The sequence below is a fragment of the Pseudomonas sp. RG1 genome (genome assembly GCF_025910115.1).
Lineage (GTDB): Bacteria > Pseudomonadota > Gammaproteobacteria > Pseudomonadales > Pseudomonadaceae > Aquipseudomonas > Aquipseudomonas atacamensis.
The window spans coordinates 66,003-85,995 of record NZ_JAPCIK010000046.1 but is presented as its reverse complement, the minus strand read 5'-3'; the positions used below and the strand labels follow the sequence as shown (position 1 = coordinate 85,995).

19 protein-coding genes are annotated in these 19,993 nt (G+C 60.9%); 8 read left to right on the top strand and 11 right to left on the bottom strand.

Annotation, left to right across the window (positions count from 1 at the left end; all coding sequences use genetic code 11):
• Positions 1-71: 71 nt before the first annotated feature.
• Both OK411_RS22550 and OK411_RS22545 read right to left on the bottom strand, forming a co-directional pair.
• Positions 72-1,691: an FMN-binding glutamate synthase family protein gene (locus OK411_RS22550; RefSeq protein ID WP_122691339.1), complete on the bottom strand. Its 1,620-nt coding sequence runs from the start codon at positions 1,689-1,691 to the stop codon at positions 72-74.
• A 96-nt stretch (positions 1,692-1,787) separates the two neighbouring features.
• Positions 1,788-2,588, bottom strand: a complete 801-nt coding sequence (locus OK411_RS22545) for a helix-turn-helix transcriptional regulator (RefSeq protein ID WP_016773377.1) — start codon at positions 2,586-2,588, stop codon at positions 1,788-1,790.
• 124 nt (positions 2,589-2,712) lie between these two features.
• Between OK411_RS22545 and OK411_RS22540 the strand changes: the two genes are divergently transcribed.
• The 5 genes from OK411_RS22540 (at position 2,713) to OK411_RS22520 (ending at position 6,767) form a co-directional block, all read left to right on the top strand.
• Positions 2,713-3,534, top strand: a complete 822-nt coding sequence (locus tag OK411_RS22540; protein WP_264365719.1) for a carbon-nitrogen hydrolase family protein — start codon at positions 2,713-2,715, stop codon at positions 3,532-3,534.
• Between the two features lie 267 nt (positions 3,535-3,801).
• A complete protein-coding gene (locus OK411_RS22535) occupies positions 3,802-5,127 on the top strand; it encodes an APC family permease (protein ID WP_264365718.1) in 1,326 nt (441 codons plus the stop codon).
• Positions 5,128-5,195: 68 nt separating this feature from the next.
• Entirely contained in the window at positions 5,196-5,606 is a 411-nt protein-coding gene (locus tag OK411_RS22530; protein WP_071173448.1) for an NUDIX hydrolase, read from the top strand.
• A 23-nt stretch (positions 5,607-5,629) separates the two neighbouring features.
• Positions 5,630-6,268: a LysE family translocator gene (locus tag OK411_RS22525; RefSeq protein WP_024014171.1), complete on the top strand. Its 639-nt coding sequence runs from the start codon at positions 5,630-5,632 to the stop codon at positions 6,266-6,268.
• 1 nt (position 6,269) lies between these two features.
• Complete coding sequence (locus OK411_RS22520; RefSeq protein ID WP_264365717.1) at positions 6,270-6,767, top strand: GNAT family N-acetyltransferase; 498 nt, start codon at positions 6,270-6,272, stop codon at positions 6,765-6,767.
• A gap of 151 nt (positions 6,768-6,918) precedes the next feature.
• Here the strand turns inward: OK411_RS22520 and metR are convergent, their stop codons facing one another.
• A complete protein-coding gene (metR, locus tag OK411_RS22515; protein WP_016773382.1) occupies positions 6,919-7,836 on the bottom strand; it encodes a transcriptional regulator MetR in 918 nt (305 codons plus the stop codon).
• Between the two features lie 216 nt (positions 7,837-8,052).
• On the opposite strand from metR, the gene OK411_RS22510 reads away from it, so the two are divergent.
• The 3 genes from OK411_RS22510 to OK411_RS22500 all read left to right on the top strand — a co-directional run bounded on the left by OK411_RS22510 (position 8,053) and on the right by OK411_RS22500 (position 10,795).
• Positions 8,053-9,087 carry an alpha/beta fold hydrolase gene (locus OK411_RS22510; protein WP_264365716.1) on the top strand — a complete coding sequence of 345 codons (1,035 nt, stop codon included), beginning with the start codon at positions 8,053-8,055 and terminating at the stop codon, positions 9,085-9,087.
• A gap of 107 nt (positions 9,088-9,194) precedes the next feature.
• Positions 9,195-9,890 (top strand): hypothetical protein, encoded by a 696-nt coding sequence (locus OK411_RS22505; protein WP_122747864.1) that lies wholly within the window; start codon positions 9,195-9,197, stop codon positions 9,888-9,890.
• On the top strand, positions 9,887-10,795 hold the full coding sequence (locus OK411_RS22500) for a hypothetical protein (RefSeq protein ID WP_264365715.1): 909 nt from the start codon (positions 9,887-9,889) through the stop codon (positions 10,793-10,795). Before OK411_RS22505 ends, OK411_RS22500 begins: the two co-directional genes overlap by 4 nt.
• Before the next feature lie 18 nt (positions 10,796-10,813).
• Here OK411_RS22500 and OK411_RS22495 read toward each other — a convergent pair whose 3' ends face one another.
• The 8 genes from OK411_RS22495 to glpD form a co-directional block, all read right to left on the bottom strand.
• The gene (locus OK411_RS22495; RefSeq protein WP_172834034.1) at positions 10,814-11,143 is read right to left on the bottom strand and encodes a GlpM family protein; all 330 of its coding nucleotides are present in this window, start codon (positions 11,141-11,143) and stop codon (positions 10,814-10,816) included.
• Between the two features lie 8 nt (positions 11,144-11,151).
• Entirely contained in the window at positions 11,152-12,477 is a 1,326-nt protein-coding gene (locus tag OK411_RS22490; protein WP_024014166.1) for a sigma-54-dependent transcriptional regulator, read from the bottom strand.
• Positions 12,474-14,375, bottom strand: a complete 1,902-nt coding sequence (locus OK411_RS22485; RefSeq protein ID WP_056790048.1) for a sensor histidine kinase — start codon at positions 14,373-14,375, stop codon at positions 12,474-12,476. Before OK411_RS22485 ends, OK411_RS22490 begins: the two co-directional genes overlap by 4 nt.
• 228 nt (positions 14,376-14,603) lie before the next feature.
• Positions 14,604-15,338, bottom strand: coding sequence for an amino acid ABC transporter ATP-binding protein (locus OK411_RS22480; RefSeq protein WP_016773390.1), 735 nt, complete (start codon positions 15,336-15,338; stop codon positions 14,604-14,606).
• Complete coding sequence (locus tag OK411_RS22475) at positions 15,335-16,006, bottom strand: amino acid ABC transporter permease (RefSeq protein WP_016773391.1); 672 nt, start codon at positions 16,004-16,006, stop codon at positions 15,335-15,337. Before OK411_RS22475 ends, OK411_RS22480 begins: the two co-directional genes overlap by 4 nt.
• Positions 16,006-16,752, bottom strand: a complete 747-nt coding sequence (locus tag OK411_RS22470; protein ID WP_016773392.1) for an amino acid ABC transporter permease — start codon at positions 16,750-16,752, stop codon at positions 16,006-16,008. The genes OK411_RS22475 and OK411_RS22470 overlap by 1 nt, the downstream gene beginning before the upstream one ends.
• Positions 16,753-16,952: 200 nt before the next feature.
• Positions 16,953-17,867, bottom strand: a complete 915-nt coding sequence (locus OK411_RS22465; protein ID WP_024014164.1) for a glutamate/aspartate ABC transporter substrate-binding protein — start codon at positions 17,865-17,867, stop codon at positions 16,953-16,955.
• 521 nt (positions 17,868-18,388) lie between these two features.
• Positions 18,389-19,924 (bottom strand): glycerol-3-phosphate dehydrogenase, encoded by a 1,536-nt coding sequence (gene glpD, locus OK411_RS22460; RefSeq protein ID WP_136492784.1) that lies wholly within the window; start codon positions 19,922-19,924, stop codon positions 18,389-18,391.
• Positions 19,925-19,993: the final 69 nt, after the last annotated feature.

Here is a 19,993-nt window from a genome sequence, read left to right as displayed (position 1 = left end):
ACGCCTGAAAACCACAAAGCCCCGGTCGCAAGATCGGGGCTTTTTTGGTTCGCGCGAGCTGATCGCCAATCTTACGCCGCTACCACTTCCTGCGGCTCAAAACTGTCCGCCCGCGCCATCTGCCACATCCGCGAATAAAACTCGCCATTCACTTCGCCAGTAAGCAATTCCCCCGGTTTCAGAAACACGTGCAGCTGCGAAAACAGTTTGATCTCGGTTGCCGACATGCGCCGCACCAGATGCTTGGCCGACAGTTGCGATGGATGATCGAGCCCGGCGGCAGCGAGCATCTCCGCCAGCGCTTTGAGCGTGCTGCGATGGAAGTTGTAGACGCGCTGGGCCTTGTCCGGCACCACCAGAGCGCGTTGGCGCAGGGCGTCCTGGGTGGCGACGCCGGTCGGGCATTTGTTGGTGTGGCACGACTGTGACTGGATGCAGCCGATGGCGAACATGAAGCCGCGCGCCGAGTTGGCCCAGTCGGCGCCGATGGCCAACACGCTGGCGATGTCGAAGGCGCTGACGATCTTGCCGCTGGCGCCGAGTTTGATCTTGTCGCGCAGGTTGAGGCCGACCAGCGTGTTATGGACGAACAGCAAGCCTTCGCGCATCGGCACGCCGATGTGGTCGGTGAACTCGACAGGCGCTGCGCCAGTGCCGCCTTCCTTGCCATCGACGACGATGAAGTCGGGAAGAATGCCGGTTTCCAGCATGGCCTTGGCAATGCCCATGAATTCCCACGGATGGCCGAGGCAGAACTTGAAACCCACCGGTTTGCCGCCGGACAGTTCGCGCAGTTGCTGGATGAACTGCATCATCTCGATCGGCGTGGAAAACGCACTGTGGCGCGACGGCGAAACGCAGTCTTCGCCCATCAGGATGCCGCGGGTCTCTGCGATTTCTTTGGTGACCTTGTGCTTGGGCAGGATGCCGCCGTGGCCGGGTTTGGCGCCCTGGCTCATCTTGATTTCAATCATGCGCACTTGCGGATTCTGTGCCTGTACGGCGAAGCGCTCCGGGTCGAAACGGCCGTCGCTGGTGCGGCAGCCGAAGTAGCCGCTGCCCAGCTCCCAGGTGAGGTCGCCGCCGTGTTCGCGGTGATACGGGCTGATGCTGCCTTCACCGGTATCGTGGGCAAAGTTGCCGAGTTTCGCGCCCTGGTTCAAGGCGCGGATGGCGTTGGCGCTGAGCGAGCCGAAGCTCATCGCCGAGATATTGAAGATCGACGCCGAATACGGCTGCGTGCACTGCGGCCCGCCGACAGTGACGCGGAAACCGTTCGGGTCGCTCAACGGCGCCGGGCGCATCGAGTGGCCGATGAATTCGAAGCCGGACTGGTAGACGTCGATCAGCGTGCCGAACGGTTTGTCAGCGGTTTCGTTTTTCGCTCGCGAGTACACCAGCGAACGCTGGGCGCGGGAGAAGGGCAGGGCGTCGCTGTCGGATTCGAGCAGGTACTGGCGAATCTCCGGGCGGATACCTTCGACCAGATAACGGATGTTGCCCAGAATCGGATAATTGCGGCGCACTGCATGGCGCGTCTGCAACAGGTCGAACACGCCGAGCAGGCTCAGCACCCCAGTGACGGCAGTGATCGGCCACAGCCAGTCATGTTCGAGAAAGGGCAGGCTGGCGAGGGTGAAAATCACGCAGACGGCAAAGAAGGCGTAGCGGCTCAGCAGCGACAGGCTCATACGGTTTCCTTGGTTCGGACTCAATTTTGTGCAACGGCACGCATTTCTGTGGGAGCGAGCAGGCGCGCTCCCACAAAAAGCGTTAGTCACATTGTTTCAGGCGTTCTGCGCCTGCAGAAAAATCGAAAACAGCTCGGACTGGGATTTGATCCCCAGCTTGCTGTACATGTGTTTCTTATGGACTTTCACGGTTTCCACGGAGATTTCCAGCTTGCGGGCGATTTCTTTGCTGGAACAACCGCTGAGCATTAAACGCCCGACGTCCAGTTCCCGCGCGGTCAGTTGGGCGCCTTTGAGCTGTTGCACCGACGCTTCCAGTTGCACCCGCCAGTCTGCCTGCGCAGGTGCGACGGCGAGGGCCACGGTTTCGTTGATTTCGTACGGCAGACGTTGGCGCAACAGGCCCAGCACCCATGGTTGAATCAAAGACAGCAAAGCGATCTGTTCGCCAGTGAAACGTTTTTCACTGCCCAGCGACAGGCACAGCGTGCGCTCGCCTTCGAGCTGGCAATTGAACTGGATTTCGTCGGCCACCACATTCAGACGAAAGTATCGCTGGTAGTACTCGGTCAGCTCGAAATGCTCCGGCGCGACTTCCGAAAGACGATACAGGCCGGTGCGCGACTGCTCGCGGCAGGCGATGTAGAACGGATCGAGCAGATACAGCCCGCGCAGATAATCCTGGAACAACGGGTCCGGGCTGCCGTCCTCGCCGGGGCATTCGGCGAAGACTTGCGGATGCTGATCGGCACTGAACAGCAGCACCACCCAGCTATCGAACGCCACGTACTGTTCAAGCAGACGCACCAGTTGCGCCCAGAAATTGGGCTTGTCGAGCGCGTCGATCAATTGCCCGACGGCGCGGTGCCAAGTGATGTCATTCAACGAAAGTGTCATCGATCTACCCCTATCGGGTTACCCCGGCCGCGTGATTCCCTGGCCGGTTGCTTGCTGCGCATACTGGCCCACAGACAGGCACCGGGCAATCTTTCCGGGCCGGGCCACATAACAAGGGATATCCATGAAAGTCGAACTCGCCCAACTGGCGGGCCGTGATCACGACACGGCTTACAACCTGCAACGCGCACTGGCGGCGATTGCTGCCTGCGCGGCCGACACGCAGATGATCGTGTTCCCGGAAACCCACCTGATGGGCTTCCCCAACGCCGAAACCGTGGCGCAGATCGCCGAACCGCTCGACGGCCCGACCGTCAGCGCCGTGCTCGCAGCAGCGCGTGAGCGTGACATCGCTGTGGTGGTCGGCATGGCCGAAAACGACAACGGCCGCTTCTACAACACCACGCTGCTGATCACTCCCGAAGGCATCGCCCTGAAATACCGCAAGACCCACTTGTGGGCTTCGGATCGCGGCGTGTTCGAAGCCGGCGACCGTTACGCCACCTGCGTGTGGAACGGTGCGCGTGTGGGCCTGTTGATCTGCTACGACATCGAGTTCCCGGAAACCGCCCGCGCACTGGCGCAACTTGGCGTGGAATTGCTCATCGTCACCAACGGCAACATGGACCCGTACGGCCCGACCCACCGCACCGCGATCATGGCCCGCGCCCAGGAAAACCAGGCGTTTGCGCTGATGGTCAATCGCGTTGATGCAGGGGATGACGGTCTGGTGTTTGCCGGCGGCAGCGCGCTGGTCGATCCGTTGGGTGCGCTGCTGTTCGAGGCCGGACGCGAAGAAGGGCAGTTCAGGGTCGAGCTGGATTCCACGCAACTGGAGTTTGCGCGCAAGGATTATCGCTATCTGGATGATCAGCGTTTGAAGTTGCCGGGGGAGGTGGTGGAGCAGGCTTGCGGTGTTCGCGAGCTATTGATTCCACACCCATAACCGCTGCCCTCACCCTAGCCCTCTCCCGGAGGGAGAGGGGACTGACCGAGGTGTAGTTTCGAAATACATCGACCTGAGATACCGAGTCGAACTCAGATATTGAAGTCCACATAGATCGGCTCCCTTTCCCCCTCGCCCCCTTCGGGGGAGAGGGCTGGGGTGAGGGGGGTAACGATCTTCAGTCGAACAAAAATAATCAGCCACACCCGAAATTTTCGCCGAACCCGGCTCTGCCATAAATCCAATAACATTCGGAGTAAGTCGCCCATGGCTCGTTTGCAACGCACCCTTTCGCTAGGGTCGGTGGTGCTGTTCGGCATCGCCTACATGACGCCGATCATTGTCCTCGGCACTTTCGGCATCCTCGCCCAGTCCACCGCCGGCATGGTGCCGGCCGCCTACCTGGCGGCGCTGGTGGCGATGTTCTTCACCGCCATGAGTTACGGACGCATGGCCGCCGCTTTCCCGGTCGCCGGTTCGGCTTACAGCTATGTGCGCAAGGCGATCAGTCCGAAACTCGGTTTCATTGCCGGCTGGGCGGTGTTGCTCGATTATCTATTTCTACCGATGGCGATCTGGCTGATCGGCGCCGCTTATCTGGCTTCGGCATTTCCGTCGATCCCGCAATGGATCTGGGTGCTGGCGTTCATCGGCATCACCAGTGCGATCAACATCGTCGGGCTGAAACTGGCTAACGGCATCAACGCCTTGCTGATGCTGGTGCAGTTCCTCGTATTGATTGCCTTCGTTGCGCTGTGCGTGCACTACATCGGCGGCGATGCGAGCACGCCGCTGTGGTCGATCAAACCGTTCTTCAACGGCGACATGAAGATGCCGCTGATCATGAGCGGCGCGGCGATTGCCTGCTATTCATTCCTTGGCTTTGACGCTGTGAGCACCCTGACCGAAGAGACCCGCGATCCACGCCGCACCATTCCCCGGGCGATCATGCTGATCACCCTGATTGGCGGCCTGATCTTCGTCGGCGTTTCGTACTTCGTGCAGATCGCTCATCCATCGTTCCAGTTCGACAGCGTCGACTCGGCAGCCTATGAAATTGCGCGCAACATCGGTGGCGACCTGTTCGTGTCGATCTTCCTGATCGGCCTGATCGTCGGCCAGTTCGCCTCGGGGCTGTCGGCCCAGGCAAGTGGTTCGCGACTGCTGTTCGCCATGGGCCGCGACGGCGTCTTGCCGAAGTCATTTTTCGGCACCTTGCACGCGCGCTTCGGCACCCCGGTCAACAGCATTCTGTTGTGCGCGGCGGTGGCGTTGCTGGCGCTGAAACTCGACGTCACCACCTCGACCTCGTTCATCAACTTCGGCGCGTTCCTGGCGTTCAGCCTGGTCAACCTGTCGGTGATCTTCCATTACTGGATCGGCGGCGAGAAAAAAGGTCCGCGCGAGCTGCTGCTGTTTCTGCTCTGCCCGCTGATCGGTCTGGTGGCCGACCTGTGGCTGATGGTCAGCCTTGATCATCTGGCGGTGTGGCTGGGGCTGAGCTGGCTGGCGATTGGTGTGGTGTATCTCGCCGTGCTGACGGGTGGTTTCCGCCGTCAGCCGCCGGAACTGGATTTTCAGGAAGCGACCTGAGCTTCGTGGCTTGGCTTCCCTCTGACGGGCATGGGATCCTTGGCGCTTTTGCGCCAAGGGATTCCTTTATGTCGACCATTCATATCGCCGCTGCGCTGCTGCTCAACCCGCAAGGCCAGACTCTGCTGGTGCGCAAGCGCGGCACCACGGCGTTCATGCAACCGGGTGGCAAGATCGAAGCCCACGAGTTGCCAGTGCACGCATTGGCCCGTGAGCTGGAAGAAGAACTCGGGCTGCAGATCGACCCGGCGCAGGCGATTTTCCTCAACAGCTTTTCCGCCCCCGCCGCCAACGAGCCGGGCTTTATTGTCCATGCGGAAATATTTCAACTGACCATCGACACTGATGTCTGCCCGGCGGCGGAGATCGAGGAAGTCATCTGGGTCGATCCGGCCACTGATCCGGCGCTCGAGCTGGCGCCATTGACACGCGAGCACATCCTGCCGTTCTATCGCCGTTCACTGACGGCACTCGCCTGATCATTCCCGCAAAGGACTTTGCCATGATCCCGTTGCAAGACCTGCTGATCTTCGCCGCCGCCGCATTGCTGATGGTGCTGACGCCGGGGCCGAACATGATCTATCTGATCTCGCGGTCGATCTGTCAGGGCCGCCGCGCCGGAGTGACTTCGTTGCTTGGCGTGGTCGGCGGGTTCTTCGTGCATATGTTCGCCGCGGCGGCGGGTTTGACGGCGGTGTTTCTCGCCGTGCCGATGGCTTATGAAGTGTTGAAATGGGCCGGCGCGTTGTACCTGCTGTGGCTGGCCTGGCAAGCGCTGAAGCCCGGCGCACGTTCGCCGTTCGAAGCGCAGCAATTGCCGCCGGACTCGTCGCGCAAGCTGATCACCATGGGCTTTCTCACCAGTGCGCTGAACCCGAAAATCGCCGTGTTCTATCTGTCGGTGTTTCCGCAATTCATCAGCCCTGAGCACGGCTCGGTGTTCGCCCAAAGCATCGTCCTCGGCCTGACGCAGATCAGCGTCAGCTTCAGCGTCAATCTGTTGATCGCGCTGTTCGCCGCAGGCATCGCCTCGTGGTTTGTGCGCAACCCGACGTGGCTGGCGATGCAGCGTTATTTCATGGGCCTGGTGCTCGGCGGCCTCGCCGTAAAACTGATGCTCGAACAACGCCGGGCCGCCTGACATGTGGATCGAACGGCTGGACGCCAGCCACGCCCTGGCCTACCGCGAACTGATGCTTGAAGCCTATGACCGGCATCCGCAGGCCTTCACTTCCAGCGTGCGCGAACGCGCGGTGATGCCGTTGAGTTGGTGGGAAGGGCGCCTGACCAGCAAGCTCGATGTGGTGCTGGGGGCATTCGATGCCGGGACGTTGGCCGGGATTGTCGGCCTGGCGTTCGAACCGCGCGAGAAGGCGCGCCACAAGGCCACGCTGTTCGGCATGTATGTCTCGGCGGATTTTCGTCGCCGGGGCCTGGGCTTTGATCTGGTGCAGGCGGCATTGGCCGAAGCGCAAAAGCATCCGGCGCTGAAATTGCTGCAGCTCACCGTGACTGCCGGCAATGACGCGGCTTTCCAGTTGTACCGGCGTTGCGGCTTCATTCAGTACGGCCTCGAACCGCTCGCCGTGCGGGTGGGCGAAGAGTATTTCGACAAGATCCACATGTGGCGCGAACTCTGACCCAGCGATAATTTCCGCCTACTGATCGTTCCCACGCTCTGCGTGGGAATGCAGCCCGGGACGCTCTGCGTCCCATCCAAAGCCGAACGCAGAGCGTCCGTTGAGGCATTCCCACGCAGAGCGTGGGAACGATCATCTCCTGCACAGCAGATCAGCGTACGGCGCTGACACCATCGAGGGTCGAAAACGAGGTGTCCTTGGCGGTCAGCAGGAAATCGCGCATGTACGGCGCGTCGAGCATGTCGGTGCGAATCGCCGCGTACAGTGTCGCAAACAAGCCCTTTTCACCCAGCCGCTTGCCCTTCACATAACCGCGCGAGCTGTATTCATGCAGCGCCCAGTGCGGCATGCCGCAGACGCCACGGCCGCTGGCGACCAGTTGCATCATCATCACCGTCAGTTCTGAAGTGCGCACCTGCGCCGGTTCGATGTCGGCCGGTTCGAGGAAGCGGGTGAAGATGTCCAGGCGATCGCGCTCGACCGGGTAGGTGATCAGCGTTTCCGTCAACAAGTCTTCAGGAACGATGTACGGCTTGCTCGCCAGCGCATGCTGGTTGGCCACCGCGAGCATGGCTTCGTAAGTGAACAGCGGCACGTAAGTGATGCCGGCAATTTCCAGCGGATCGGAGGTCACCACCAGATCCAGATCGCCACGGGCCAGTGCCGGCAGCGGCGCGAAAGCGAAACCCGAAGCCAGGTCCAGCTCGACTTCCGGCCAGGCATCGCGGAACTGGTCGATGGTCGGCATAAGCCACTGGAAGCAGCTGTGGCATTCGATCGCCATGTGCAGACGCCCGGCGGTGCCACCGGCCAGCCGACCGATGTCCCGTTCAGCGGCGCGCAAAAGCGGCAGGGTGGCGTCGGCCAGTTGCAGCAGGCGCAAACCGGCGCTGGTGAAGCGCACCGGTTTGGTCTTGCGTACGAACAACTGCATGCCCATGCGCTCTTCCAGTTCTTTGAATTGGTGCGACAGTGCTGACTGTGTCAGATGCAAACGGTCGGCGGCGTCGACCAGACTGTCGGCCTCGCGCAGGGCATGCAGGGTTTTCAGATGTCGGATTTCAAGCACCGGCGGGCTCCATGAAGAAAACTTGTGACGAATGCGTCGAAGGTGAGTTTGTCTCATGACGTTGGCTTTGTCGATCTGCCGGCCAGGATCCGGCGATGCAATCGACAGCCGACCGCTCGGCACTCTTCATCAAACTGTCATGCAACTGTGGCAGCGCGCTCGCCCGAACTTCATCAGACTCGCGCTCTACTGGGGTGCTGCGTTTTGGTGTTTTTCATGTTCAAGAGATTGTTTTCAGTCGCGGCCGTGTTGGCCGCGCTTTTGTTCGGGGCCGGCTCGTTTGCAGCCGGACGCTGTGATGTCAACGTGCCGACCGAGCACGCCGAGCTGGCGCAGGTCAGTCTTGCCTATCAAAGTATCGGCCGTGCATCGGACCCGGCGCTGTTGCTGGTCATGGGCCTGGGAGGACAGTTGATCCACTGGCCGGACGAAGTCGTGGTCGCGCTGTGTCAGCAAGGGTTTCGGGTGATTCGTTATGACAACCGCGACGTCGGCCTGTCCACCTGGCGGCAGGCGCCGATCGAGGCCAATCTGACTTTCGAAGTGCTGCGTTACAAACTCGGTCTGCCGGTCTCGGCCCCTTACAGCCTGACTGACATGGCCGACGATGCGCTGGGTTTGATGACCGCGCTGAAGGTCGAGCAATTCCACGTGCTCGGCGCGAGCATGGGCGGAATGATCGCCCAGCACATGGCGGCGATGGCGCCGCAGCGGGTGGAAAGCCTGACGCTGATCATGACCACTTCCGGCGCTGAAGGCCTGCCGGCGCCGAGTGCGGCGCTGGTGCAGTTGCTCTCGCGGCGGGGCGCGCCGAACCGCGAAGTGGCGCTGGAGCAACAGGCCGATCTGCTCGCGGCACTCGGTAGCCCGGCGGTAAACGATGATCGCCAAGCGCTGTTGCAACAGGCGGCTGCGTCCTACGACCGCGCGTTCAACCCCGAAGGCGTCAAACGGCAGATCATGGCGATTCTTGCCGAGCCGAGCCGGGTGGCACTGCTCAATCAACTGCGCGTGCCGACCCTGGTGGTGCATGGCACGGCAGATCCACTGCTGCCGGTGATGCACGGCGTACATCTGGCGGCGCACATTCAGGGCAGTCAGTTGAAACTGATTCCGGGACTGGCGCATCGCTTTCAGGAGGCGTTCAAGGAGCCGTTGCTGGCGGCGGTGCTGCCGTATTTGCAGGCGCATCGCGAGGACACTTCGCATTGGGCTCGGGTCGATCCGGCGGCGCAGAACAATCTGCTGTAAGAGTGCGCCAGCATCCTGTCGCCAAAAAAATATCAATGTGCCACTATTGTTTGCCGCGTTGTTGCCGATAAGGCGCAGGAACGTTTTCAGACATAGGGACTTGATCCATGATTTTTCGCGCTACACGTCAATGGGCCGCGCTGGCTCTGCTCGCCGTACTGACTCTCACCGGCTGCGCCCATCTGCAACCGCCCGTGGCCCTGGACAAACAGTTCTGGGATGCCAAAGAGCCGACCATCGGTGTGGCCATTACCGTCGTACCGTCGCCAGTGCTGGCGCTGACCGGCAATCAGGGCATCCTTGATTACGCCATCAATGCCGGCGTCAACAGCAAGCTCAGCGCCAATGTCGAGACCTGGCAGGTGCGCGATCTGGAAACCCTGCCCGACGCCATCGTCGCCAAGCTGCAAGCCAAGGGCTACAAGGCCAAGCGCATTGATGAAAAGGTCGATCTGAAGACCTTCAAGGAAGTCGATTTCCGCGAGGGCTACATGACCAAGGACCTGTCGCCGATGAAAGCTGCCCACGGCATCGACCGTCTGCTGCTGGTGTCGATTTATGCCACCGGTGCCACCCGCAGCTACTACAGCATCGTGCCCACCAGCGTGCCGATGGCCCAGGTCGGCGGCCAGGGCATGGTGATCGATCTGTCGGACAACAAACTCTTGTGGTACCAGCCATTCGCCGCTGTGCAAGCCGCGCAAGGCGAGTGGGACGAGCCGTCCTACACCAACCTGTCCAACGCGTTTTATCAGGCGATGGATAACAGCCGTCAGCAAATGATCGCCCCGTTCGCGCAATGAAACGTCTGGCGCTGACCTTCGCGGCGATCTCGCTGCTGGCGTTGCCTGGCTGTGCGCAGAAACCGGCACCTGAGGCCGGTTTCAAGGATCAGGCGGCGATGAGCTATGTGCAGGCTCACGGGCTCAAGGTCGACGTGCAACTGCCGGCGGAATTCGTCGGCGCCAGCACGGTGATCGACAGCAAGGCGGCAGTGAACGCGGCCAATTCCAGCTACACGCTGGTGTCGAGCTCCGGCGCGGGCGCTGGGCTGGCGGGGATTCTGGTGGCCAGCCTGATCAACACGCAAATGGGTTCCGGTACGTTACAGCGCGATGCCGAAAAAGCCGCGCTGAACGAATCGCGGCCGCTGGCTGACCTGCTTGCTGGCGTGCCGTTGCAGGAGCGCTTGCAACAGCGTTTTCAGGCGGCGTCGCAGGTGTCCGGATTCAAGCAGGGGGCAGGTGCGGTCACGGCACGCTTGCTGATCGAACCGAAGCTGATGCTGACGCCCGATCGCGGCAGTTTCGTGCTGGTCAATCAGGTGCAATTGCAGGATATCGCCGGCTCGCCGCTGTACCGCATGCGCATCGAAGTGGCCAGTCAGCCGATTCGTCGTTGCGGCAAGCAATGCATTGATGATGGCGCCCTTGACCTGGCCAAGGTCACCGCCGTGCTGGATGAATGCATTGATGAATCCATGCGCGTGTTGAGCGCCGACCTGATGCAACCGACGCCACCGCCCGCCGCGCAGGAAACCCTGCGTTACGTGCTCGACGGCCAGCGCGTGGTCGAGCGCGGTTATCAACTGGCGCAGAGCGGCAACTACTGGCGCTACCGCAATCTCTACGGTGCGGTGAAGTCAGTGCCGGTGCCGTTCGAGGATGCCTTGTCGTCCGCGCAACTGGCCCGAGTCTACGGTCGCTAGAGGCAGATGCGCGTGGGTTCAGGCATGCAGCCGGACCCACACGCTGACCAGCACCGTCGCCGCTATCAACCAGGCTACCGCCGCCACCGCCAGTGACGCTTCCAGGCGCATGCGGTCGACCATCACGTACAACGTCGCCAGATACACGAAGTAGGGAATGATCGACCACATCCCAAATACGATCGTGGTCTTCAGGTCGTCGACCGAACGACCCTTGCCGACGATGTAATGCGCGATCAGGGCAAAGGTCGGAAACAGCGGCACCAGGCCGGCGATGTAGTAATTTCTGGTCTTGGACAGTGCCGCGAGGATCAGCACCACTGCCGCGCCGATAGCGGCTTTGAGAATCAGATCCATCAGTGGCTCAGCCCGTACTTTTTGACTTTGTCGAACAGCGTGGTCTTGGCCATGCCCAGTTCCTGGCTGGCCTGGGTCAGGTTGCCGCCGCTGCGTTGCAAGGCGTCGACCAGCAGATTGCGCTCGAACGCTTCCACCGCTTCGGCAAACGCCAGACCCTGGCCGGCGCTGGCCCCGGATTTCTTGAAAGCCGGCAGGCCGAGGGCGAAGCGTTCGGCGACGTTGCGCAGTTCGCGCACGTTGCCCGGCCAGTCGTGGCTCATCAGGTTCGACAGGGTCTGGTTGTCCAGCTCCGGTAGTGCGCGATCAAAGCGCAGCGCCGATTGCTGAGTGAAGTGTTCGAACAGTTGCAGGATGTCTTCGCGGCGTTCGCGCAGCGGTGGCAATTCCAGGGTCACGACGTTGAGGCGGTAGTACAAGTCGCTGCGAAACTCGCCGGCCTTGCTTGACTCATCGAGGTCGGATTTGGTCGCCGCAATCACCCGGCAATCCACTGCCACACTCTGGTTCGAGCCGAGCCGTTCGAGGGTGCGTTCCTGCAATACGCGCAGCAACTTGATCTGCAATGGCAGCGGCATGCTTTCCACTTCGTCGAGGAACAGCGTACCGCCGTCGGCATGCTCGATCTTGCCGATCCGGCGTTTGCCGGCGCCGGTGAAGGCGTTGGCTTCGTGGCCGAAGATCTCGCTTTCAAAGAGGTTTTCCGGCAGGCCGCCGCAGTTCAGCGCGACGAACTGTTTGCTGTGGCGCCGACTGAAATCGTGCAGGCAACGGGCGACCAGTTCCTTGCCGGTGCCGGTCTCGCCTTCGATCAAGACGTTGGCCGAAGTGTCGGCGACGTTGGCGATCAGTTCACGCAGGTTCTGCATTGCTGGCGAGCGACCGATGATCCGCCCTTCAAGGGAGTCGCGTTCAGCCAGTTGCCGACGCAACGAGGAAACCTCGCGGGCGAGGCTGCGTTGCTCCAGCGCCCGTCGCGCGACATCGACCAGGCGCTCCGGCGAGAACGGTTTTTCCATGAAATCGTAGGCGCCTTTCTGCATCGCGCCGACAGCCATGGAAATGTCGCCGTGGCCGGTGATCAGCACCACCGGCAGGCTGCGATCACGTTGCTTGAGGCGGGTGAGCAATTCCAGGCCATCGATGCCCGGCAGGCGGATGTCGCTGATGACGATGCCGGCAAAGTTGTCGCCGACCTGCGCCAGCGCCTCTTCGGCACTGCCGACGCCGATGCACGGAATGTCTTCGAGGGTCAGCGCCTGTTGGCAGCCGAGCAGCACATGGGGGTCATCTTCGACAATCAGCACACTGAGTTCAGGGTTCATATTGGCTCGGCAGAAAGAGGGCTTACCAACGGTAAACTGAGGACGAAAGTGGTGCCACCGCCGGCCGGGTGTTCGACACCCAGGTGCCCGCCGGTAGCGGCGGCGAGGCTGGCGGACAGGGTCAGGCCCAGTCCCAGGCCTTGCTCGCCGGGCTTGGTGGTGAAGAACGGTTCGAACAGATGCTTGCGTGCTTCGGCGTCGATGCCGTGGCCATTGTCGCGCACCCGCAGGCGATACTTGCCGTTGAATTCTTCACCCTCCAGCCACAGCTGCGGCTGCGGTTGCGCGTGCATGGCGTCGAGGGCGTTGCCGATCAGGTTGACGAGGATCTGTTCGAGGCGGGTCTGATCGATCAGCAATTGCACATCGGCAAACTGCCGGTGAATCTGCAGCGCGGTGTTTTCCACGCGCGCGCCGAGCACTTGCAAGGCGGCGTCGACGGCTTTGCCGAGACTGGCCTGACCCTTGTTGTCGCCGCGCCGGGCAAACGAACGCAGGCTGGCGGTGATCCGGCCCATGCGGTCGATCAGGTCGTTGATGGTCTTGAGGTTGGTGCTGGCGACGTCGAGCTGGCCGCGCTCGAGAAAGCGCACGGTGTTGCCCGACAGCGTGCGCATCGCCGCCAGCGGCTGGTTCAGTTCATGGGCAATGCTGGTCGACATCTGGCCGATGGCCGCAAGTTTGCCGGCCTGCACCAGTTCATCCTGAGCGCGGCGCAACGTCTCTTCGGCCTGGCGGCGCTCGCGGATCTGACTCTTCAGGCGTTCGTTGCTGGCGCGCAGATCGGCGGTGCGTTCGGTAATCCGACGCTCCAGTTGGCTGTTCGCTTCCTGCAACGCTTCGCGGGCGGCGAGGCGGGTGGCGAGGACTTTGCGCCGCTCGTTCCAGGCAATCAGCAGGAAGGCGAACAGGGCGAACGCCACCGCCACCAGAATGCCTTGGTTGATCGCTTCGCGGCGCAGGTCCTGCAACGGTGTCAGCAGAGTGAAATTCCACGGCGTGTCACTCAGCAGTCGGGTTTGCGCCAGATAACTGATGTCGTCTTCGTCGGGCTGCAATTCACTGTTGGCCGGGAACGTCAGTTTCTCCACGCCCTCGGCCAGTGTCTCGCGGGCCAGCGGTTGCAGTTCGTTGAGAGGGAACCAGTAATACTGCAGGCTGCGGGCGAGTTTTTCCTTGACCTCGTCGCTGAGCGGGATCACCGATTTCAGCCGTCGCGCCGGATCGCTGGACAGAATGATGATGCCGTTCTCATCGCTGACGAACGCTTCCAGACGCGCGCGCTGCCAGCGCTCTTCCATGGCTTCCAGACGCACCTTGACCACCGCGACACCGATGATCTTGCCGTGCTCTTCGAGGCCGTGGGCAAGGTAGTAACCGGGTTCGCCGTTGGTGCTGCCGATGCCATAGAAGCGCCCGGGCTGGCCGCGCACGGCGTCCTTGAAATAGGCGCGGAAGGACAAGTCTTCACCCAGATAACTGTCGACATCGCGCCAGTTGCTGGTGGCCATGACCCGGCCGGTGGTGTCCATGACGTAGATGGCCCGGCTGCGGCTGCGGCGGTTCAGGCCTTCGAGGTAATCGTTGACCGTCTGCCGGTGCTCCGGGGTCGGGTCGGCCAGCAACTGCGGCACACTGGTTTCGAGTTCCAGCAGGCTGGGCAGGTAGGTGTATTTGCTGATCTCGCTTTCGACCGCGCGGGCGTGCAGTTCCAGCTGACGCTGACCGTTCTCGCCGAGGCTGCGGATGCCGAAGTGTTCACTGGTCCAGAAGCCGATGAAACCCAGGCCGACCATCAGGGCGATGATCAGTGGCGGCAGGAACAGATGACGGATCAGACGGGGCTTCACGGCAAGTGATGGCTCGGCAGCGCGATAAAGAGTGGGGTCGCATTTCATCACAGATGCCTTGGGTCAACCACAACACTTGTTTGTGCCTGTGGCGAGGGGATTTATCCCCGTTGGGCCGCGAAGCGGCCCCAAAACCATCACTGCGGTTTAACTGAAAGACCGCATGCAGAGGTTTTACGACTGCTGCGCAGCCGGACGGGGATAAATCCCCTCGCCACAGGGAATCTCATTGTCAGGCTGCCCGCACCCCACAGACAGGGTGCGGGTGTGTTGCTTTTAGTGCTGCAGGATTTTCTCAAGGAAGTGCTGCGCGCGTTCGGAGCGGGCGCTGATGTCGCCGAAGAATTCCTCTTTCGGGCAGTCTTCGATGATCTTGCCCTGGTCCATGAAGATCACCCGGTCCGCCACTTTACGGGCGAAGCCCATTTCGTGGGTCACGCACATCATGGTCATGCCTTCGTGGGCCAGCTGCACCATGACGTCGAGCACTTCATTGACCATTTCCGGGTCGAGCGCCGAGGTCGGTTCGTCGAACAGCATGACGATCGGGTCCATCGCCAGCGCACGGGCAATCGCCACACGCTGTTGCTGACCGCCGGACAGTTGCCCCGGATGCTTGTGGGCGTGCGCCGACAAACCTACGCGCTCGAGCAGTTGCAGGCCTTTTTTGGTCGCCTCTTCCTTGCTGCGGCCAAGCACCTTGATCTGCGCGATGGTCAGGTTTTCGGTGATGGTCAGGTGCGGGAACAGCTCGAAATGCTGGAACACCATGCCCACGCGCGAACGCAGTTTCGGCAGGTTGGTTTTCGGGTCGGCGATCGACGTGCCGTCAACCACCACGTCACCTTTCTGGAACGGCTCCAGGGCGTTGACGCACTTGATCAGCGTCGACTTGCCGGAACCCGACGGGCCGCAGACCACGATCACTTCGCCTTTCTTGACCTCGGTGCTGCAATCAGTCAGCACCTGGAAGTCCCCATACCACTTGTTGATGTTTTTGATAGAGATCATACGGCGAACCTTTTTTGCAGACGCTTGACCAACCGCGAGGCGGCGAAGCTGATGATGAAGTACACGAGACCGGCGAAAATCAGGAACTCATTGGAGCGGCCGATGATGTCGCCGCTGGCGCGCGAGGCGTTGAGGAAATCCACCAGGCCCACGGTGTAGACCAGCGAGGTGTCCTGGAACAGGATGATGCTCTGCTGCAGCAGCAGCGGGGTCATCTTGCGGAACGCCTGCGGCAGGATGATCAGGCGCATCATCTGTCCGTAGTTCATGCCCAGCGCTTGCGCGGCACCCATCTGGCCCTTGGAAATCGACTGCACACCAGCCCGGACGATTTCGCAGAAGTACGCCGCTTCGAACATCATGAACGCCACGACGCAGGAGGTGAACGCGCCGATCGGCGTGTCTTCGCCGGTGATCCAGCGCAGCACGAATGGCACCGCCAGGTAGAACCAGGTGATCACCAGCAGCAGCGGAATCGAGCGGAAATAGTTGACGTAGGCGCCGGCTATGCTCGACAGCAGCTTGTTGTGCGACAGACGGCACAGCGCGAGGATCGTGCCGAGAATCATCCCGCCGATCACGCCCATGGCCATCAGCTTGAGGGTCATCACCATGCCGTTCCACAAACCGGGAATGGCCGGGACGATGCCACTGAAATCGAATTCCATTATTTACCCCCCACGGAGATCAGGCCGGGCACCGCGACTTTCTTCTCGACCAGGCGCATCAGCAGCATCAGGCTCATGTTGAGGGTGAAATAGATCAGCGTTGCCAGGGTGAACGCTTCGAACAGGTTGGCCGAGAACTCGGCGGTCTGTTTGGTCTGCGCCAGCAATTCCATCAAACCGATCAGGGACGCCACGGAGGAGTTCTTGAATACGTTGAGGAATTCCGAGGTGAGCGGTGGAATGATGATCCGGTAGGCCTGGGGCAGCAGCACGTTCCAGTAGATCTGCGGCAGTTTGAAACCCATCGCGCGGGCGGCGGATTCCTGACCCCGAGGCAGTGCCTGGATACCGGTGCGCACCTGCTCGCAGACACGGGCGGCGGTGAACAGACCCAGGCAGACGACAACGCTCAGGTAGGCCGAGGTGGTCGGGTTGAGGTCCTGCTTGTACCACTCCTGCAGATCCGGTGGCAGCAGATCGGGCACCAGGAAGTACCAGATGAACAGCTGCACCAGCAGCGGCACGTTACGGAACAGCTCGACGTAGCAGGTCGCAATGCCCGATACGATGCGGTTCGGCACGGTGCGCATGATGCCCAGCAGCGAGCCGAGCAGCAGGGCGATGATCCACGCCACGATGGCGATGGCGATGGTCCAGCCCAGACCGGAGATGAACCAGTCGAGATAGGTCTCGCTGCCCACGCCGGTGGACTTGAAGAACACGCCCCAGTCCCAGTTGTAATTCATTAGGGTCTCCCCTCGATTCGATCGATGTACAAGTGCCCGCCTGGGGAACTCCGTTCCCTCCCCAGTCTTTTTTCAAAGACCGGGCACACGCGATCGGCTCGACAGCCACCGGTTCGAGTGTTTCCAGAAAAATGCCAGCAGGGAATGACCATCCCCTGAAAAGGCAGGCGCCTCCTCAGGGGATAAGGTTAGTCAGAAAATCAGGACTTCTTGTCGTCAGCCGCTTTGTCGGTCGGATTGGCGATCAGCGCCTTGAGCTCGTCGCTCATCGGGAAGTTCAGGTTCAGGCCTTTTGGCGGAATCGGCTGCATGAACCACTTCTCGTAGATCTTGTTGATGTCGCCCGAAGCGTAAGTGGCCTTGATCGCGTCATCCACAGCCTTTTTGAACGGCTCGTCGCCTTTGCGCATCATGCAGCCGTAGATTTCATACGACTGTGGCGTGCCGGTCACTTCCCAATCGGCGGCTTTCTTGGCCTTGGCGGCTTCGCCGGCCAGCAGTGCGTCATCCATCATGAAGGCAACGGCACGGCCCGATTCCAGCATCTGGAAGGACTCGCCGTGGTCTTTGGCGGAGATGACGTTCATGCCCATCTGCTTGTCGGCGTTCATCGCCTTGAGGATGCGCTCGGAAGTGGTACCGGCGGTGGTCACGACGTTCTTGCCTTTCAGATCGTCGAAATCCTTGTACTTGGAGTCTTTCTTGGACAGCAGACGGGTACCGATTTCGAAGATGCCGACGGAGAAGTCGACCTGCTGCTGACGCTCGACGTTGTTGGTGGTCGAACCGCACTCGACGTCCACGGTGCCGTTCTGCACCAGCGGGATACGGGTCTGCGAGGTGACGAGGTTGTATTTGACTTGCAGGTTCGGCAGGTCGAGGTCTTTCTTGATCGCTTCGACGATGGCCAGCTGGATGTCGTGCGAGTAGCCGACCGGTTTGCCGGATGCATCAGCGATGTAGGAGAACGGAATGGAGGCGTCACGGTGGCCCAGGGTGATGACACCGGACTCTTTGATCTTCTTCAGGGTGCCGGTGAGCTCGGCGGCGAAAACTGGCGTGCTGATCAGAGCGGCAGCAATGGCTGCGCCCAGGATATGGGGAACGATGCGCATCAAATTTTCCTCGACATTGTTTTTTTTATGGAGCCAGTTTGTCGGCCCTTTTTGTGCTTCGAATGCCTGACGGCTCCTGAAGTGTCGGCACAGCAGGCATTCGTCGAGAGAGTGTAGAGCATGACTCGTGCCAGACCAGTCACAGTCGGTTAACCAGTTGTTTTATAACGTTATTAAAGTTTTGTGGCGGTAATTTTTTGAGGGTGAGATCCGGTTAACCGAATCGACTGTGGAGTCGCGTTCGGAAAACCGAACGATCAAAAGCCCCTCACCCTAACCCTCTCCCGGAGGGAGAGGGGACTGACTGCGGTGGATGGTCGAGTTACGGCGACGTGAGATACCGAGTCGACCTCGGACTTTGGAACCCACGGAGATCGGCTCCCTTTCCCCCTCTACCCCTTGGGAGAGAGGGCTGGGGTGAGGGGGAAAAGATCTAACTGCCCCAATCAGGTTCAACAAAGTCCACATAACAAAAAGCCCCTGAATCTCTCGATTCAGGGGCTTTCATTTGAACGGTGAGATCAAGCCGCTTCGATCTTCCGATTCTGCTCAACCTTGCCCAGATACGTCGCGAGCTTCTGCTGCTCCTCCGCCGTGGTGAACAAGCCTAGTTTGGTACGGCGCCACAGGATGTCGTGCGCCGTGGTCGCCCACTCTTCGCTGCACAAATAATCGACTTCGCGGGTGTAGAGCCCGCCGCCGATGTGTTCGCCCATGTCGGCCAGTGTTTCCACGCCTTCGAGCATGCGCCAGGTGCGGCTGCCGTAGGTGACGGCCCAGCGCCGGGCGATTTCAGTCGGGACGAAATCGAACTTGTCGCGAATTCGCGCGCTCAGCGCCTCTGGCGTGGTCATGTCTTCGCCGCCGGGCAGGGTGGCGGTGGCAGTCCAGCTCGGGCGCATTTGGGTGAAGAACGGCATCAACTGCGCCATCGCCGACTCGGCGAGTTTGCGGTAAGTGGTGAGCTTGCCACCGAACACCGACAGCAACGGCGCTTCTTCGGCACTGCCCGACAGCGCCAGGGTGTAATCGCGGGTCACTGCCGACGGATTGTCGGATTCGTCGTTGCACAAAGGACGGACGCCCGAGTAGCTGTGCACAATATCTTCGCGGCTGAGCTGCTTCTTGAAGTGGGCGTTGACCACTTTCAGCACGTAATCGGTTTCGCCTTCGGTGATTGCCACTTTCGCCGGGTCGCCGGTGTACTCGCGGTCGGTGGTGCCGATCAGGGTGAAGTGGTTCAGGTACGGAATAGTGAAAACGATGCGCTGATCTTCGTTTTGCAGAATATGCGCATGTTCGCCTTCGTACAGTTTCGGCACGATGATGTGGCTGCCCTGGATCAAACGGATGCCGTAAGGCGATTCCATCTTCAGGTCGTCACGGATGAACTTGGCCACCCATGGGCCGGCGGCGTTGACCAGTGCTTTGGCGGTGATCGAAAACAAACTGCCGTCGGCGCGCTCCAGATGCAGATGCCACAGGCCTTTGGTGCGACGTGCGCTGACGCAACGGGTCTGGGTGTGCACATGCGCACCTTTTTCCCGGGCGGCCATGGCGTTCAGGACCACGAGGCGGGCATCGTCGACCCAGCAGTCGGAGTATTCGAAGCCTTTCTTGATTTCGCTTTTCAGCGCGCTGTCGGCGCCGAACTTCAGGCTTTTCGAACCTGGCAGCTTCTCGCGCTTGCCGAGGTTGTCATAAAGGAACAGGCCGGCACGAATCATCCACGCTGGACGCAGGTGCGGGCGGTGCGGCAGTACGAAACGCATCGGTTTGACGATGTGCGGCGCCTTGGCCAGCAACACTTCGCGCTCAGCCAGCGCTTCGCGCACCAGACGGAATTCGTAATGCTCCAGATAGCGCAGGCCACCGTGGATCAGCTTGCTGCTGGCCGACGAGGTGTGGCTGGCCAAGTCGTCTTTTTCGCAAAGGAACACCGAAAGACCGCGACCGGCGGCATCCGCTGCGATCCCCACGCCGTTGATCCCGCCGCCAATCACGGCAACGTCATAGATCTCGGAGAGAGGGGGCGTACGCAAGGTAGAGGTGGACATCGGCTGGCCTCGGTTCTTTTGATTTTGTCTTGGAAATCGAACATAAATGTTCATTTGCGAAAATGGTAG